Here is a 16,044-nt window from a genome sequence, read left to right as displayed (position 1 = left end):
TTCTCCGCGTCGGAGAGTCGCTTTCAGCGTGGCAGCCCGCCGCCGGGCTGCCACAACACATCGCCGGAAGGATTGGTGGCGCGGCTGAGGATGAACAGCAGGTCCGAGAGTCGATTCAGATATTTCGCGGGCAGCACACTGGTGTCGTCAGGGTGCGTTTCGACGGCGGACCACGCGGATCGCTCGGCGCGCCGCACCACGGTGCGGGCTGTGTGCAACAACGCAGCCAACGGCGTGCCGCCGGGCAAGATGAACGAATTCAGCGGTGCCAGACCGTCGTTGAACTCGTCACACCACTTCTCGAGCCGGTCGATGTAGGGCTGGGTGATGCGCAGCGGCGGGTACTTCGGTTCGGCGACAACCGGGGTGGACAGGTCAGCGCCCGCGTCGAACAGATCGTTCTGGATCTGGCGCAACACCGTCAGCACAGCGGGTTCGGGCGCACCGAGGGCGACGGCGACACCGAGTGCGGCGTTGGCTTCGTCGCAGTCGGCGTAGGCGATCAGCCGTGGATCGTTCTTGGCGACGCGAGAGAAGTCGCTCAGACCGGTCGTGCCGTCGTCACCCGTGCGGGTATAGATCCGGGTCAGATGCACGCTCACGATGGGCCTCCACGAGTACGGCGGGCGCGATCGGACGGTCGCGACTCCACCCAGGACAGAAAAGCCGCCATCGAACCGCGGTCGAGCGCTAGCTCGAAACTGCTCTGCGGATCGGTGACGGCTACCACCACGATGTCATCGGTCATGATGTCGAATTCGTCGCCCTGCGGCGCTCGGCGCTCGACGATCTCGAGACCCTGCCGATGCACCGTGGAGTCGGGACCGAATTTCAAGCTGGTCAGTTTGAAGAAGACGAGGCGGTCCTCGTCGTAGCGAATGAGCCCGTGCCGCCAGCCGTGGCCGCCGCGCGCGGGCAGCGCGCGTAGTAGCGCGGCCGTGCCCCCTCGGCGCAACATCACCAGGCGATATGTCGACGCACCGGCTACGAACACGAGCGTCAGCACCAGAATGATCAGGAGAACCATCCCGGTTTGCAATGCTGTACGCCCTTTCGTTCTTGCTGGTGTCCAAGACACCCCCGCCCCGATATTCAATCACGACCGCCCCGGGGCGCTCCGGCCGGATCGTTCATCCCCACGAAAACGCTGCGCAAACAACTCTGCCGGCGCGGAACCGAAGTTCCTCGCCGGCAGAGCGTTGTTCTACTGCGATCAGTCGGTCACGGTCGCTTCGACCGCGCGCACCTGGCCCTGCGCCGCGCGCAGCTCCACCTCGGTGGCGCTCGCGTCGGAGAGCACCTTGCGCGCCGCGTCGACGTCGACCTCACCCGCGAGATCCGCGGACTCGGCCAGCACACGCACGGTGTCGGCGGTGACCGAGAAGAAGCCGCCATGCACCGCGGCGACGATCCGCTCGCCGTCGGTCGACACGATGGAAACCGTGCCGCCCTCGACGAGCTGACCGAGCAGCGGCTCGTGGCCTGCCATGATGCCGATCTGACCTTCGGTGGTCTGCGCGCTGACGAACGAAGCCTGGCCGGACCAGATCTTGCGCTCGACAGCTACGAGATCAACTGTCATCTCCGCCATAGTGGACTACTTCCCGAGGATCTTCTTCGCGGCTGCCTCGACGTCGTCGAGACCACCGCAGGAGTTGAACGCCTGCTCCGGGTAGTGGTCGAACTCGCCCTTGCAGACACGGTCGAAGTCGTCGATGGTCTGTTCCAGCGGAACGACCGAGCCGACCTGGCCGGTGAACTTCTCGGCGACGATGAAGTTCTGACCGAGGAACTTCTCCAGGCGACGGGCGCGACCGACGAGGACCTTGTCCTCTTCGGAGAGCTCGTCCATGCCGAGGATGGCGATGATGTCCTGCAGTTCCTTGTACTTCTGCAGGATCCGCTTGACCTCGTTGGCAACCCGGAAGTGGCGCTCGCCGACGATCGAAGCCTCGAGGATACGAGAAGTCGAGGTCAGCGGGTCGACGGCCGGGTAGATGCCCTTCTGCGAGATCGGGCGCGAAAGCTCGGTCGTCGCGTCCAGGTGGGCGAAGGTGGTCGCCGGCGCCGGGTCGGTGTAGTCGTCGGCGGGGACGTAGATCGCCTGCAGCGAGGTGATCGAGCGACCCTTGGTCGAGGTGATGCGCTCCTGGAGCTGACCCATCTCGTCCGCCAGTGTCGGCTGGTAACCCACGGCCGAAGGCATGCGACCCAGCAGGGTCGAGACCTCGGAACCGGCCTGGGTGAAACGGAAGATGTTGTCGATGAAGAGCAGCACGTCCTGGTGCTGGACATCGCGGAAGTACTCCGCCATGGTCAGCGCCGACAGGGCCACGCGCATACGCGTGCCCGGCGGCTCGTCCATCTGGCCGAACACGAGGGCGGTGTCCGGAAGGACGCCCATCTCTTCCATTTCCAGACGGAGGTCGGTGCCCTCACGAGTACGCTCACCGACGCCCGCGAACACCGAGGTGCCCGAGAACTCGCGAGCGATACGGGTGATCATCTCCTGGATCAGAACGGTCTTGCCGACACCGGCACCACCGAACAGACCGATCTTGCCGCCCTTGACGTACGGGGTCAGCAGGTCGATGACCTTGACGCCGGTCTCGAGGATCTCGGTCTTGCCCTCGAGCTGGTCGAAGCTCGGCGGCTGACGGTGGATGCCCCACTGCTCGCCGTCCCGGCCGAGGCCGGGGGTGTCGAGGCAGTCACCGAGGGCGTTGAACACGTGGCCCTTGACGATGTCGCCGACGGGCACCGAGATCGGCTTGCCGGTGTCGGTGACAGTCGCGCCACGGACCAGGCCGTCGGTCGGCTGCATCGAGATGGTGCGCACGATGTTGTCGCCGAGGTGCTGAGCGACCTCGAGGGTGAGGGTCTTGGCCACCGACGGGAGCTCGATGTCGGAGTTCAGAGCGTTGAACAGCTCGGGAATGGCGCCACGCGGGAACTCGACGTCCACGACGGGGCCGATGACACGGACGACGCGACCAGCGGTTTCGCCCGCCTTCTTCGCGTTGTCCTGAGTGACAGCTGCGGTCATTAGATTGGTTCTCTTCCTGCGCTACTTAGTCGCGGTCCGAGCTCGACGCCAGCGCATTGACGCCGCCGACGATTTCGCTGATTTCCTGCGTGATCTGGGCCTGACGCACCGAGTTCGCCTCGCGCTGGAGCACATTGGCCAGCTCGTTGGCGTTATCGGTCGCCGCCTTCATTGCGGTGCGCCGAGCCGCGGACTCGGATGCCGCTGCCTCGAGCAACGATGCGTAGATACGCGTGTTGATGTACTTGGGCAGCAGAGCCCCGAGCAGCACATCGGCGTCCGGCTCGAACTCGTACTGTGCCGTGGCCACCGCGTTCGGCGAGTCCGACATCATGTCGTCGCCGAGCTGGTAGTTCTCGTCGACGTAGCTGACCTGGATCGGCGCCAGACGGCGCACCTCCGGGTTCTGGGTCAGCATCGACACGAACTTGGTGTACACGATGTGCAGCTCGTCGACACCCTCGATGGTTCCGGTTTCGTCGAGCGAGGGGACCTCGCCGTCGGAGCCGGCCATGAAGGCCTCGACCAGGTGCTTGCACGCGGCCGACGCGTCGGTGTACTTGGGCTGCTGGGAGAAGCCTGCCCACGACGCCTGGAACGGACGGTTGCGGAACTTGTAGTACGTGATGCCCTTACTGCCCATCACGTACAGAACGGGTTCCTTGCCGTCGCCACGCAGCGAGGTCATGAGCTCCTCGGCACGCTTGAGCACGTTCGAGTTGTAGCCACCGCACATACCGCTGTCACTGGTGATCACCAGGACAGCGGCCCGACGAGCGTTGGCACGCTCGGTCAGCAGCGGGTGCGACAGGTTCTTCGACGCGCTCGCCAGTTCGCCGAGGACCTTGGTGATCTCCTCGGCGTACGGCTTGGCAGCCGCAACCCTGGCCTGGGCCTTGGAAATTCGCGAGGTCGCGATCAGTTCCTGAGCCTTGGTGATCTTCTTGATCGAATTCACACCACGAATGCGGGAGCGCAATTCGCGCAAACTTGCCACTAGCGGTTCACACTCCCTTCATTCGCCAGATCGGAAATTGCCGACATCATGACCCGGCTTACTTGTCGACGTGCTTGCGAGTGACCGACAGCGACTCGACCTCTTCGTGGTCCAGCTCGCCCGCGGCAGCCTCGTTCACGATGCGATTGCCGTCCGAATCGAGGAAGCCCTGCTTGAACTTGTCGGTTTCGGCCTTGATCGCGTCGGCGGCCTCGCCGGCGAGCGGCTTCTTGCCACCCTCGAGCGCGTCGAACGAGGACTGGGTCGCACCGTGCAGGTACTCCAGCAGCTCATTGGTGAAGCGACGCACGTCGGCGACGGGCACCGACTCGTAGTAGCCGGCGTCGACCAGGAAGATCGAGACGACCTGATCCTCGACCGAGACCGGGGAGTACTGGTCCTGCTTGAGCAGCTCGACCCAGCGGGCGCCACGCTCGAGCTGCGCCAGCGACGCGGCATCGAGGTCGGAGGCGAAGGCGGAGAACGCCTCCAGCTCGCGGTACTGCGCCATTTCCAGACGCAGCGAACCGGCGACCTTCTTCATGGCCTTGGTCTGGGCGGCGCCACCGACGCGGGAAACCGAGGTACCGACGTTGATCGCCGGGCGGACGCCCTTGTTGAACAGGTCGGACTCGAGGAAGACCTGGCCGTCGGTGATGGAGATGACGTTGGTCGGGATGAACGCCGAGACGTCGTTGGCCTTGGTCTCGATGATCGGCAGACCGGTCATCGACCCGGCGCCCATCTCGTCGGACAGCTTCGCGCAACGCTCCAGCAGACGGGAGTGCAGGTAGAAGACGTCACCAGGGTACGCCTCGCGGCCCGGCGGACGACGCAGCAGCAGCGAGATGGCGCGGTACGCCTCGGCCTGCTTGGTCAGGTCGTCGAACACGATGAGGACGTGCTTGCCCTGGTACATCCAGTGCTGGCCGATGGCCGAACCGGTGTACGGAGCCAGCCACTTGAAGCCGGCGGAATCGGAGGCCGGGGCCGCGACGATGGTGGTGTACTCCATCGCGCCGTGCTCCTCGAGCGCGGTCTTGACGCCCGCGATGGTGGAGCCCTTCTGGCCGATCGCGACGTAGATGCAGCGAACCTGCTTGTCGACGTCGCCGGTCTCCCAGTTCGCCTTCTGGTTCAGGATCGCGTCGATCGCGACGGCGGTCTTGCCCGTCTTGCGGTCGCCGATGATCAGCTGACGCTGGCCGCGGCCGATGGCCGTCAGCGCGTCGATCGCGGTGATACCGGTGGCCAGCGGCTCTTCGACCGGCTGACGCTCCAGCACGGACGCGGCCTGCAGCTCCAGCACGCGGCGCTCGTCGGACTCGATCTCGCCCAGGCCGTCGATCGGCTGGCCGAGCGGGTTGACGACGCGACCGAGGAACTTGTCACCCACCGGGACCGAGAGCACGTCGCCGGTGCGACGGACCTGCTGGCCCTCTTCCAGCGAGGCGTACTCACCGAGAATGACGGCACCGATGTTGGTGTCCTCGAGGTTCAGCGCGACGCCGAGAACCCCGCCGGGGAACTCGAGCAGCTCGTTGGCCATCGCCGAAGGCAGGCCGCTGACGTGCGCGATACCGTCGCCGGTATCGGTCACGACGCCGACTTCTTCGATGGAGGTTTCCGGGGTGTAGCTCTGGGTGTAGCTCTCGATCGCGCTACGGATCTCGTCGGAGGAGATCGTCAGCTCCGCCATGTTGTTCCTGCTCTCGCTGTGGTCTCGAATGTCGGGGGTCGGAAAATACTGCGTTGAGCGCCCTTTTCAGGACAGTGCCCGACGCAGCTTCTCCAGTCGGCCGGTGGCGCTGCCGTCGATCACGTCGTCTCCGACGCGGACGACGACGCCGCTCAGCAGCGTCGGGTCGACCTGCACGTGCACGGTGACCGCCTTGCCGTAGATCCGCTGCAGGGAAGCCGACAGCTTCGCCTTCTGCTGATCGTTCAGCTCGACCGCCGAGTGCGCGTGGGCGACGATCTGGTCACGACGGGCCGCCGCCAGATCGGACAGGGCGTCGAGGGCGACGCCGATGTTGTTGGTCCGCAGGCGGGTGACCGCCTGCTCGGCCAGCGCCAGGGTGACCGGCTCGACCTTGCCGGTGAGCAGCCGCTCGATCAGTTCGCGCCGCGCCGAGGCGGGCTTGCCGTGATCGGAGAGGGCCTGCTCCAGCTGCGGGTTGTCGGCGACGATGCGTCCGAGCCGGAACAGCTCGTCCTCCACCGCGTCCTGTCGGCCACCGACGGCGGCCGACTCCAGCAGAGCCTCCTGCCCGAGCAGCACCAGGGTGTCGACCAGATCGCGGGTGCGTGACCAGTTCTGTGCCACCGCGGTGGTCAGCACTGCCTGCGTGGCAATGCTGACCTTGCCGCCGAAGACCCGCTCACTGAGTTCAGCGCGCGCCGAACCCGGCACCGAGGCGTCCGCGAGCGCCACACGCAGCGAACGCTGGTCGTCCAGCACGGCGACAACGGCGAACAGTTCCGACCCCGTTGTGGCCGCAACAGTTTCGCTTCCGGTCAGAGCGACCCGAAGCGCCTCGCGAGACCGGGTACTGGCCTCGCGGCTCGCTGCGTACATGCTTCTCACTTTCGCGTCGCTACCTTCCGACCCCGATGGCGTCGGTGTCGTCGAGTTCGCTGAGGAACTTGTCGATCGACGCCGCCTGCTTGGCTTCGTCCGAAACAGACTGACCGATGATCTTCTCGGCCAGGTCGACGGCCGTACGGCCGACCTCGGAACGCAGCTCCGTCAGGATCTGCTGGCGCTGGGCTTCCAGCTGGGAGTGACCGGCGGCGACGATGCGGTCGCTTTCGGCCTGGGCATCCGTGCGCATCTGCGCGAGGATCTGCTGACCCTGGGTGCGTGCTTCCTCACGGATGCGCGCGGCCTCGAGCCGGGCGTCGGCCAGCTGCTGCTGATACTGCTCCAGCGTGTGCTGCGCCTCGACCTGGGCTGCTTCGGCCCTGGCGATACCGCCTTCGATCTTGTCCGTGCGCTCTTCGAGTGTCTTGGTCACACGCGGGATCACGTATTTCCAGAAGAGCACGCCGATGATGACGACGCAGACGATCGACCAGACGATGTCGTACGTTTCGGGAACGAGAGGATTCACATCCTCTCCACCCTCAGCTGCGAGCGTGATGAGTTCGCGCATCGGAATCAGAAGATGAAGCCGGCGACGAGGCCGATCAGCGCCAGGGCCTCGGTGAACGCGATACCGAGGAACATGGTGGTACGGATCTGGCCGGACAGCTCGGGCTGGCGAGCGATGCCCTCGATGGCCTTACCGACGACGATACCCACGCCGATGCCGGGGCCGATCGCGGCCAGACCGTAGCCGATGGCGCCGAAGCCCTTGAAGGTGCTCTCGGTGGTCGCGGCTTCCTGGGCCAGGTAAGCGAGGCTCATGAATCTTTCCCTTTCTGTTGCTCACCCGCCGGTCGGCGTGTGTAGCAGGTTTCCGGTAGTTGTTTCAGTCAGGTCAGTGGTCGGCAGCGTGCTGTGCTTCGCCGATGTACACAGCGGCCAGCAGGGCGAAAACGTAGGCCTGCAGCGCGATGACCAGCAGCTCGAACAGCGTGAACCCGATGCCCGCGAGCAGCGAGAACGGCGAGAAGATCTTCATCCACGCGGTGGCGTCGAACAGGAAGTACCAGGTCGCGCTGAAGAACAGCACCAGCATGATGTGGCCGGCCAGCATGTTGGCCATGAGTCGCACGGTGAGCGTGAACGGGCGCAGGATGAAGGTCGAGATGAACTCGATCGGGATCAGCAGCACGTGCAGCGCGATCGGCACGTCGGGAACGACGATGCTGTGCCGGATGTAGGAGAAGAACCCGTACTTCCGGATACCGACGAAGTTGTACGTGATGTACACGATCGCGGCCAAGACCAGCGGCATGCCGATGCGCGCATTGGACGAGATGTTCAATCCTGGAATCACACCGGAGAAGTTCAGGAACAGAACCGTGAAGAAGATCGTCGCCAGCAGCGGCAGGAACTTCTTACCGTTTTCCTTACCGAGTACTTCGTCGGCGATCTGCTCCTTGACGAAAACCACACCGGCTTCCATCACGTTCTGCAGGCCGCGCGGCACGATCTTCGGTGCGCGGAAAGCCAGCACGAACACGATCACCACAACGGCGGTCATCAACAGGCGGACCAGCATCAGACGATCGAGTTCGAACGGCGTACCCTCGAACAGCACTGCTGGAGGGAAGAAGTCGGACAGCGATGGCGCGTGGAACTCGCCCGCCGCCAAAGTGATGACGCTCAGCGTTCTCTCCCGTGTTCGGGCCGCGGGTACGACGGTCATTCCCGCGGTTCGATCGGACATTGACGATCAATGGGGTCGACTCTGGTCGGCTCGAAATTCGACAGCCGCTCGTACGGTGTAACCCGTATCGGCTTCTGTTCGGGCGTCGGCGACATCGTCGACATGCTTCAACCGGGCACATTCCACCCGGATCGGCAGTAAGCATAGCGGCACCGGGTGGGATCGTCAGGATCCCCCCTGGTAACTCGAGGCAATGCCCCGAGTTTGTCGGGCCGAGCCTCTAGCTTGGGTGCTTGCTTACCAACACTTTACCAAGCTATCTACGACAGTGTGTAGCTGGGTGGGATTATTCCTGCTCGGAAGCCGTTTCGCTGTCTCCCGCGCGTGTCGTGACGTACGGAACCTTCTGGCTCACAACGCCGTACGTCTCGGCGCCGAGGACGATCAGCAGGGCCCCCACCACCGTAAAGAACAGCGCGGGCCTGCTGTAGAAGTCGAACTGGTTGAGCACGACGATGACAAGCAGCGCCACCAGCATCTTGCCGACCCAGCTGACCAGCATCACCGCACCGGCCATGGTCGGCGGCAGCTTCGCGCCGAGCAGCACCGCGACGACCGTGGTGAGGATGAACCCACCACCGATCGCGGCGCCGAGCAGCGCGCCCCACAGACCGGCCGTCCCGGCCACCGCGGAGGCGATCGCCACGGAGACGACCACGAGCACGCCGAGGCCGATCAGGCCGTAGCGCAGCGCGGCGCGCAGAGGAGCGTCGGGGCCTGGCACGGTTTCGGGTGTAAAGCTCACGGCCCGGACTTTACCTTGCGCGCCGAACTCAGTGCTGCGTCGACTCCGACCTACGCACCGACGGGATCGCGGTCACTACCAGCGCGAACACCAATCCGCCTGCCACCAGCAGGACAACGAGGCGTCTATCCATCAAGGAAGTCCCCACCGCGCCGAACGCGAGTACGCCGACCCATAAATAAATCAGCAAGACCACGCGCCGGTGCGAATGTCCGATCTGGAGCAATCGGTGGTGCAGATGCATTTTGTCCGGTGTGGAGAAACTCACGCCCGCGCGCACTCGCCGCACGATCGCCAGCAACAGATCGAGCACCGGAATGAACATCACCGCGCCGACCAGCAACAGCGGTGACAGCAGACCGACAATGTCGCGCGGGCCGTAACCCTGCAGCGGAATTCGGCCGGAGGCGCCGGTGGATACCGCGGCCAGGATCAAACCGATCATCATCGAGCCGGTATCGCCCATGAATATTCGGGCGGGCGAGAAATTGTGCGGCAGAAATCCGAGGCAGGCGCCCGCCAGCGCGGCGGCCAGCAACGCGGGCGGATAGGTGTCGACCGAACCGCCCTGGTCGTAGAGCAAACCGATGGAGAACACGAAAACCGCGGTCGCGCAGATCAAACCGAGGCCGGCGGCCAAGCCGTCCAATCCGTCGACGAAGTTCATCGCATTCACGAGGGTGACGGTGATGCCGACGGTGACCAGACCGCCCTGCAACGCGTCGAGCACCACGGTGGTGTCGTTGAACGGGTTATAGATCACGTACCAGCTCAGGCCCATCACGGCCATGACGCCCGCCGCGGTGATCTGGCCGACGAATTTGGTGAGCGCGTCCAGGCCCCACCGGTCGTCGACGATGCCGACGACCACGATGATCGTCGCGGCGACCAGCACCGCCGGGATATCCGGGGCGTAGTCGAAACCTCTTCGCAGCGCGGGCAATTGGTGTGCGAACAACACCGCGGCGACGACACCGACATACATGCCGACACCGCCCATTCGCGGCACCGGCTTCACGTGCACATCGCGCTCACGCGGCACCGCCACCGCGCCGAACGCGATAGCGAGCACCCGGACACCACCGGTGGCCAGGAAGGTCACCGTGGCCGAGACGAGCAGCACGAGCAGTAGCTCGCGCAGGGGAACGACTGAGCTCATCAGCGGCGTGCGATCACCGCTGCGCGGAACTGATCAGGGCTTCCGGCACCATCCCGAGCACCTCCGCGATATCGGCCACCGACACAGCACCCTCCCGCAACACCCGCGGCTGATCCGCGGTGAGATCGACGATCGTCGAGGCAACGGCGTGCTCGGCCGGACCACCGTCGAGATACACACTCGCCAGTGAACCCAGCTGCTCACGCGCCTGCGCGGCGGTGGTCGCGGGCGGCTGCCCCGACACATTGGCGCTGGACACCGCGAGCGGCCCGACCTCACGCAACAGTTCGAGTGCCACCGGATGCAACGGCATCCGCAACATCACCGTGCCGCGGGTATCACCGAGATCCCACGCCAACGAGGGCGCGGCCTGCACAACAAGACTCAGCGCACCGGGCCAGAACGCGCGAATCAGATCCCGCGCCTGCGGTCGCACCGAGAACACCAGCCCATCGATCGTGTGCCACGACCCGACGAGCACCGGCACCGGCATATCCCGCCCACGCCGCTTGGCGGCCAGCAGGTCACTCACCGCGGCGGAATCGAACGCGTCGGCGGCGAGGCCGTAGAGCGTGTCCGTCGGCATGACGACCAATCGCCCGGACTTCAACGCGCTGGTCGCGGCGGTGATGCCCGCCGCCCGCGAATCAGCCTCAGCACAGTCATAGACGGTACTCACAGCGTTTCCGCCTCTCCGCGAATTTTTTGCATTTCCGCCTCCCCGAGACTCTGCGGTCTTCGGGTGCGGCAAGAGTCTAGCTGCCGGGCCCGCGGCGAGATGTGGGGGGACTTTTGGACGTCCCCGGCGAGTTACCCATGTTCTGACGAGATCAGCCGTCGCGAGAGTTGCTCGGAGTGCGCTCGGGAGCGCTGGGTCGCGCGAGCATCGGTTCGACCTCGCGGATTCCGCCCGATCGGAGTTAGCCGAGGCGTGCGACGACGAAGCGGGGCTTGTCGGCGAGGTCGGTGTGCTCGACGATCTCGGTGAAGTCGGCCGTCGCGAGCAGGGCAGCCGCTCCCCCACCGTTGGTGTCGTCGTGTTCGATGGCGGTGGCGCCGCCGGGGCGCAGGAGCCGGGCGATGGTGGGGATCATCGCCCGGATGACGTCGAGGCCGTCCGGGCCGCCGAAAAGGGCTCGGTGGGGGTCGTGATCGGCCACCTCGGGTTCGAGGATCGCGGCTTCGGGGATGTAGGGCGGGTTGGCGACGACCAGATCGACGGTGTCCGTCAGCGCGGTGAGCAGGGCCGGGTCGGTGACGTCACCGGCGTAGAGGGTGACCGGGGTGTCACCGTCGGCGATGCGGGCGTCGGCGTTGCGGCGGGCCCAGGCGAGGGCGTCGGGGTCGAGCTCGACGGCGTGGACCTCGGCGTCGGGGCGGGCGTGGGCGATGGCCAAGGCCAGCGCGCCCGAGCCCGTGCACAGGTCGACGACGATCGGCGCGTGGTCGCGCGGGAGAGTCTCGAGGTAGGCCAGCGCCCACGCGAACAGCAGTTCGGTCTCCGGGCGCGGCACGAAGACGCCGGGGCCGACGGCGAGGTCGATTTCCCCGATCGCCGCCGTTCCGGTCAAGTGCTGCAAGGGAATTCGCGCGGCCCGCTGTTCGATCAGCGCGCGGTACCGGTCGGCGATCTCGGGCTCGACCATCGGGATCAACGCCAGCCGCATGCGCTCGGTGCCGAGCACATGGGCGGCCAGGTTCTCCGCGTCGGGCATCGGCGAACCGACGCCCGCCTCGGCCAGCCGCGCGGCGGCTTCGACGATCAGCGGCCGCAACCGGAGACGTTCGGTCACCGTGTCAGTCCGCTCATCCCGATCACTCGGCAGCCATGCGCGCGTCGCGATCCGCCTTGCCGAGCGCGTCGAGCAGCGGGTCGAGATCACCGTCGAGGACCGCGTCGAGATTGTGCGATTTGAACCCGATCCGGTGATCGGCGATCCGGTTCTCCGGGAAGTTGTAGGTGCGGATCCGCTCGGAGCGGTCGACCGTACGGATCTGGCTGGCGCGACCGGCCGCGGCTTCCTGGTCGGCCTGCTCCTCGGCCAGCGCTTGCAGCCGCGCGGCGAGCACCTGCATGGCGCGCGCCTTGTTCTGCAACTGGGAGCGTTCGTTCTGACAGGTCACCACGATGCCCGACGGCAGGTGAGTGATGCGGACCGCGGAGTCGGTGGTGTTGACGCCCTGGCCGCCCTTGCCGGAGGACCGGTAGACGTCGATGCGTAGGTCGGTCTCGTCGATCTGTACCTGCTCGACCTCGTCGGGCTCGGGGTAGATCAGCACGCCCGCGGCAGAAGTATGGATGCGTCCCTGCGATTCGGTCACCGGCACGCGCTGCACCCGGTGCACGCCGCCCTCGAACTTGAATCGCGACCACACCCCGTCGCGCGCGGCGTCCTTGCTCTTGATCGACAGCGTCGCGTCCTTGTATCCGCCCAGGTCGGAATAGGTGACGTCGAGGGTCTCGACCTTCCACCCGTGCCGCTCGGCGTAGCGGATGTACATGCGGGCCAGATCCGCCGCGAACAGCGCGGATTCCTCGCCGCCCTCGCCGGACTTCACCTCGAGCACCACGTCGTCCCCGTCGTGCGGGTCGCGCGGGGCGAGCAAGTCGGCGAGAGCCTGTTCCAGCTCCACCAGCTGTGTCTCCAGCCCCGGCACCTCCGCGGCGAACGAGGCATCGTCGGAGGCCAGCTCACGGGCGGCCTCCAGATCGTCGCGCACGGTCTCGAGCTTGCGATAGGTGCTCATCACCGGCGCCAACTCGGCGAACCGCTTACCCACCCGTCGCGCCGCACCCGCGTCGTTGTGCAACGACGGATCGGCGAGCTGCATCTCCAAGCCCGCGTACTCGGCCAGGATGTCGTCGATAGCGGACGGCTGCGTCACAGAAGGTTCCTTATGGTGTGGAAAAGCGATTACCTCGGGCAGAGAAACCACCGACGCCCGGCCTGCTGATGCAGTACCGGGCGTCGGGGGAGGTAACTAGGAGGCGTCTTCGGCCGTCTTGGCACCCGCGCGCTTGCCGTAGCGAGCCTCGAAGCGAGCCACGCGGCCGCCGGTGTCGAGGATCTTCTGCTTGCCCGTGTAGAACGGGTGGCACTGCGAGCAGACCTCGACCGAGATCTGGCCGGACTCCTTGGTGGAGCGGGTCTGGAAGGTGTTGCCGCAACCACACACAACGGTGGTGTCGACGTACGTGGGGTGGATTCCTGCCTTCATGGGCGTCCTCTCGATAATGGTCGCCGGGTCGTAGCTCCATGGAGTGGAGTACGTGAACCGGAACCGACTAGGCGGGAGTCTGCGAGAACTCGCAGACACACAGCGGTCCAGTATGCCAGATCAGGCCGCACTCACTCAGAACACCCCCCACCTCCGGTTTGTTCCCTGCTACATAGCGGCTGGCGCCGCGGTTCTCGGCGCTTGACTCCACCTCTTCCCTCCCTACGGGCACTCCTTCGTCGCACCCTCCGGTCAGTCCATCGGCGGAGGCGCGCCGAGAACAAAACAAGGGCCCCGCCGAAGCGGGGCCCTTGCCTGCGGTTCTAGACGATCACTCGTCGAGAGCGCTCGGTGCGGTCTTGGAGACCGTCATCAAGAACTCGAGGTTGTTCTTGGACTTGCGCAGACGGTCCATCAGCAGATCGATCGCCTGGTGCGAGTCCAGACCCGACAGCACGCGCCGCAGCTTGTGCACGACAGCCATCTCGTCGGGCGAGAGCAGCAGCTCGTCGTGGCGGGTGCTCGACGGGTTGATGTCCACCGCGGGGAACACGCGCCGCTCGGCGATCTTGCGGTCGAGCTTGAGCTCGGCGTTGCCGGTGCCCTTGAACTCTTCGAAGATCACCGTGTCGCCGGTGGAACCGGTCTCCACCATCGCCGTGGCGATGATGGTGAGCGAACCACCGTTCTCGATGTTGCGTGCCGCGCCGAGGAAACGCTTCGGCGGGTACAGCGCGGTCGAGTCGACACCACCGGAGAGGATGCGGCCCGACGCAGGCGAGGAGTTGTTGTACGCACGACCCAAACGGGTGATCGAATCGAGCAGCACCACAACGTCTTTGCCCATTTCCACCAGACGCTTGGCACGCTCGATGGCGAGCTCGGCGACGGAGGTGTGGTCACCCGGCGGGCGGTCGAAGGTGGAGGCGATGACCTCACCCTTCACCGAACGCTGCATATCGGTGACCTCTTCGGGACGTTCGTCGACCAGGACAACCATGAGGTAGCACTCGGGGTTGTTGATCGCGATCGCGTTCGCGATGTCCTGCATGATCGTGGTCTTACCCGCCTTGGGCGGGGACACGATCAGCGCACGCTGGCCCTTACCGATCGGCATGATCAGGTCGATCACGCGCGTGGTGAGCTTGTTCTGCGCGGTTTCCAGGCGCAGGCGCTCGTTCGGGTACAGCGGGGTGAGCTTCTGGAAGTCCGGACGACGACGCGCTGCTTCGAGCTCGCCACCGTTCACGGTGTCCAGGCGAACCAGCGGGTCGAACTTCTGTCGCTGGTTGTTCTGCTCGCCGTCGCGCGGGGCACGCACCGCACCGGTGATCGCGTCACCGCGGCGCAGACCGTTCTTGCGGACCAGGTTCATCGACACGTACACGTCGTTGGGGCCGGCGAGGTAGCCGGAGGTCCGCACGAACGCGTAGTTGTCGAGGACATCGAGAATGCCGGCGACCGGCTGCAGGACGTCGTCCTCGCGAATGTCGTAATCGCGGGCCTCCGTCTGGCCACCGCCGACGGGACCACCATCGCGGTCACGACCACGACGACGCTCGCGGAATCGACGACCCCGGCGACCGCGGCCGCCTTCCTCGTCGTCACCACCACGGTCGTCGCGGGGACCGCGATTACCGCCGGTGTTGCCGTTCTGGCTCTGGTTCTGGTTGCGCTCGTTCTGATTACGCTCGCCACCGGCGCGCTCGCCACGGTCGTTGCCGCCACGGTCGTTGCCGCCACGGTCGTTGCCGTTGCGCTCGTTGCGCTCGGCACCGTTGCGGTCGCCACGATCGCGTCGGCGTTCACCCTGGTCGCCGCCCTCGGCCTTATCGGCCTGCTTGGTCTCCTCGGCGCGGTTCTCGGCGGGGGCGCGGTTCTCGGCGGGGGCATTGTCGCCACCACCGGAACGGGCCTGGTCACGCCCACGGCGCTGCCTGCCACGACCACGCTGACCACCGTCGCGACCGGAATCCTCGCCTGCCTCGGCGGGGGCATCGGTCTTGACCTGCTCGGTCGCGGCCGGTTCGGCCTGCGCCTCGACGGTCTTGGCCTCGGCGGCCTTGACCTCGGCGGGAGCCTGCTTCTCGGCGGGCGCGGCCTGCTTCTCGACCTTGGCGGACTTCTCCACCTTCGCGGGCGCTTCGCTCTTGGCAGGCGCTTCGCTCTTGGCGGGCGTTTCGCTCTTGGCGGGCGCTTCGTTCGCGACAGGCGCGGCGGCCGTCACGGCGGCGGGCTTGTCACCCTTGGCCGGCGCTCCGGATTGATTTTCCTTGATAGCGGCGATGAGATCGCCCTTACGCATTCCGGAGGTACCTCGGATACCGAGCTCCCCCGCCAGTGCGCGCAACTGCGGCAACAGCATTCCAGTCAGCCCCGATCGTGCGACGTCGGTTTGTTCGCTCATTTTCGAAATCTGTCCGGATTCACTTTCGCGGCTGCCCGAGTTCGTAGGGTTGGAATCCACCCCGGGTGTCGCGAGCAGGTCCGTTTCTGTCACGGAAGTCCTTTCCTTCCCTCGAATGCCGTGTGCTGATTCGA

The 16,044-nt window shown here is 65.8% G+C and carries 17 protein-coding genes; all 17 read right to left on the bottom strand.

The features are described from left to right. Positions 1 to 23: 23 nt before the first annotated feature. A complete protein-coding gene (locus OHS03_RS34000; protein ID WP_062984468.1) occupies positions 24 to 602 on the bottom strand; it encodes a cob(I)yrinic acid a,c-diamide adenosyltransferase in 579 nt (192 codons plus the stop codon). Continuing rightward, complete coding sequence (locus tag OHS03_RS33995; protein WP_056817890.1) at positions 599 to 1,027, bottom strand: DUF2550 domain-containing protein; 429 nt, start codon at positions 1,025 to 1,027, stop codon at positions 599 to 601. The genes OHS03_RS34000 and OHS03_RS33995 overlap by 4 nt, the downstream gene beginning before the upstream one ends. Before the next feature lie 186 nt (positions 1,028 to 1,213). Continuing rightward, positions 1,214 to 1,591 carry a F0F1 ATP synthase subunit epsilon gene (locus OHS03_RS33990; RefSeq protein ID WP_056817892.1) on the bottom strand — a complete coding sequence of 126 codons (378 nt, stop codon included), beginning with the start codon at positions 1,589 to 1,591 and terminating at the stop codon, positions 1,214 to 1,216. Positions 1,592 to 1,597: 6 nt separating this feature from the next. Continuing rightward, entirely contained in the window at positions 1,598 to 3,046 is a 1,449-nt protein-coding gene (gene atpD / locus OHS03_RS33985; protein ID WP_056817894.1) for a F0F1 ATP synthase subunit beta, read from the bottom strand. 25 nt (positions 3,047 to 3,071) lie between these two features. Continuing rightward, on the bottom strand, positions 3,072 to 4,043 hold the full coding sequence (locus tag OHS03_RS33980; RefSeq protein ID WP_328659662.1) for a F0F1 ATP synthase subunit gamma: 972 nt from the start codon (positions 4,041 to 4,043) through the stop codon (positions 3,072 to 3,074). A 58-nt stretch (positions 4,044 to 4,101) separates the two neighbouring features. Beyond that, positions 4,102 to 5,742, bottom strand: a complete 1,641-nt coding sequence (gene atpA / locus OHS03_RS33975) for a F0F1 ATP synthase subunit alpha (RefSeq protein WP_056817898.1) — start codon at positions 5,740 to 5,742, stop codon at positions 4,102 to 4,104. A gap of 66 nt (positions 5,743 to 5,808) precedes the next feature. Continuing rightward, complete coding sequence (locus OHS03_RS33970) at positions 5,809 to 6,621, bottom strand: F0F1 ATP synthase subunit delta (protein ID WP_328659660.1); 813 nt, start codon at positions 6,619 to 6,621, stop codon at positions 5,809 to 5,811. A gap of 19 nt (positions 6,622 to 6,640) precedes the next feature. Continuing rightward, complete coding sequence (locus OHS03_RS33965) at positions 6,641 to 7,198, bottom strand: F0F1 ATP synthase subunit B (protein WP_056817902.1); 558 nt, start codon at positions 7,196 to 7,198, stop codon at positions 6,641 to 6,643. Between the two features lie 5 nt (positions 7,199 to 7,203). Next, entirely contained in the window at positions 7,204 to 7,452 is a 249-nt protein-coding gene (locus OHS03_RS33960) for an ATP synthase F0 subunit C (RefSeq protein ID WP_056817903.1), read from the bottom strand. 73 nt (positions 7,453 to 7,525) lie between these two features. Then, positions 7,526 to 8,359 (bottom strand): F0F1 ATP synthase subunit A, encoded by an 834-nt coding sequence (atpB, locus tag OHS03_RS33955; RefSeq protein WP_482809861.1) that lies wholly within the window; start codon positions 8,357 to 8,359, stop codon positions 7,526 to 7,528. Between the two features lie 307 nt (positions 8,360 to 8,666). Then, positions 8,667 to 9,125 carry a Cg1360 family ATP-synthase-associated protein gene (locus tag OHS03_RS33950; RefSeq protein WP_056817905.1) on the bottom strand — a complete coding sequence of 153 codons (459 nt, stop codon included), beginning with the start codon at positions 9,123 to 9,125 and terminating at the stop codon, positions 8,667 to 8,669. 28 nt (positions 9,126 to 9,153) lie between these two features. Next, positions 9,154 to 10,284: an MraY family glycosyltransferase gene (locus tag OHS03_RS33945; RefSeq protein WP_062984462.1), complete on the bottom strand. Its 1,131-nt coding sequence runs from the start codon at positions 10,282 to 10,284 to the stop codon at positions 9,154 to 9,156. A gap of 13 nt (positions 10,285 to 10,297) precedes the next feature. Further along, positions 10,298 to 10,963, bottom strand: a complete 666-nt coding sequence (locus OHS03_RS33940) for an L-threonylcarbamoyladenylate synthase (RefSeq protein ID WP_056817909.1) — start codon at positions 10,961 to 10,963, stop codon at positions 10,298 to 10,300. A 241-nt stretch (positions 10,964 to 11,204) separates the two neighbouring features. Then, a complete protein-coding gene (gene prmC, locus OHS03_RS33935; protein WP_056817911.1) occupies positions 11,205 to 12,077 on the bottom strand; it encodes a peptide chain release factor N(5)-glutamine methyltransferase in 873 nt (290 codons plus the stop codon). 22 nt (positions 12,078 to 12,099) lie between these two features. Continuing rightward, on the bottom strand, positions 12,100 to 13,170 hold the full coding sequence (gene prfA, locus OHS03_RS33930) for a peptide chain release factor 1 (RefSeq protein WP_062984459.1): 1,071 nt from the start codon (positions 13,168 to 13,170) through the stop codon (positions 12,100 to 12,102). A 96-nt stretch (positions 13,171 to 13,266) separates the two neighbouring features. Further along, positions 13,267 to 13,503 (bottom strand): 50S ribosomal protein L31, encoded by a 237-nt coding sequence (rpmE, locus tag OHS03_RS33925; protein ID WP_056817915.1) that lies wholly within the window; start codon positions 13,501 to 13,503, stop codon positions 13,267 to 13,269. 331 nt (positions 13,504 to 13,834) lie between these two features. Continuing rightward, positions 13,835 to 16,003, bottom strand: coding sequence for a transcription termination factor Rho (gene rho / locus OHS03_RS33920; RefSeq protein WP_407942440.1), 2,169 nt, complete (start codon positions 16,001 to 16,003; stop codon positions 13,835 to 13,837). Between the last annotated feature and the right edge of the window lie 41 nt (positions 16,004 to 16,044).

This window comes from Nocardia salmonicida, from assembly GCF_036142455.1.
GTDB lineage: Bacteria > Actinomycetota > Actinomycetes > Mycobacteriales > Mycobacteriaceae > Nocardia > Nocardia salmonicida.
Note: the sequence above shows the minus strand (reverse complement) of the source record. Positions and strands in the feature narration are given on the sequence as shown.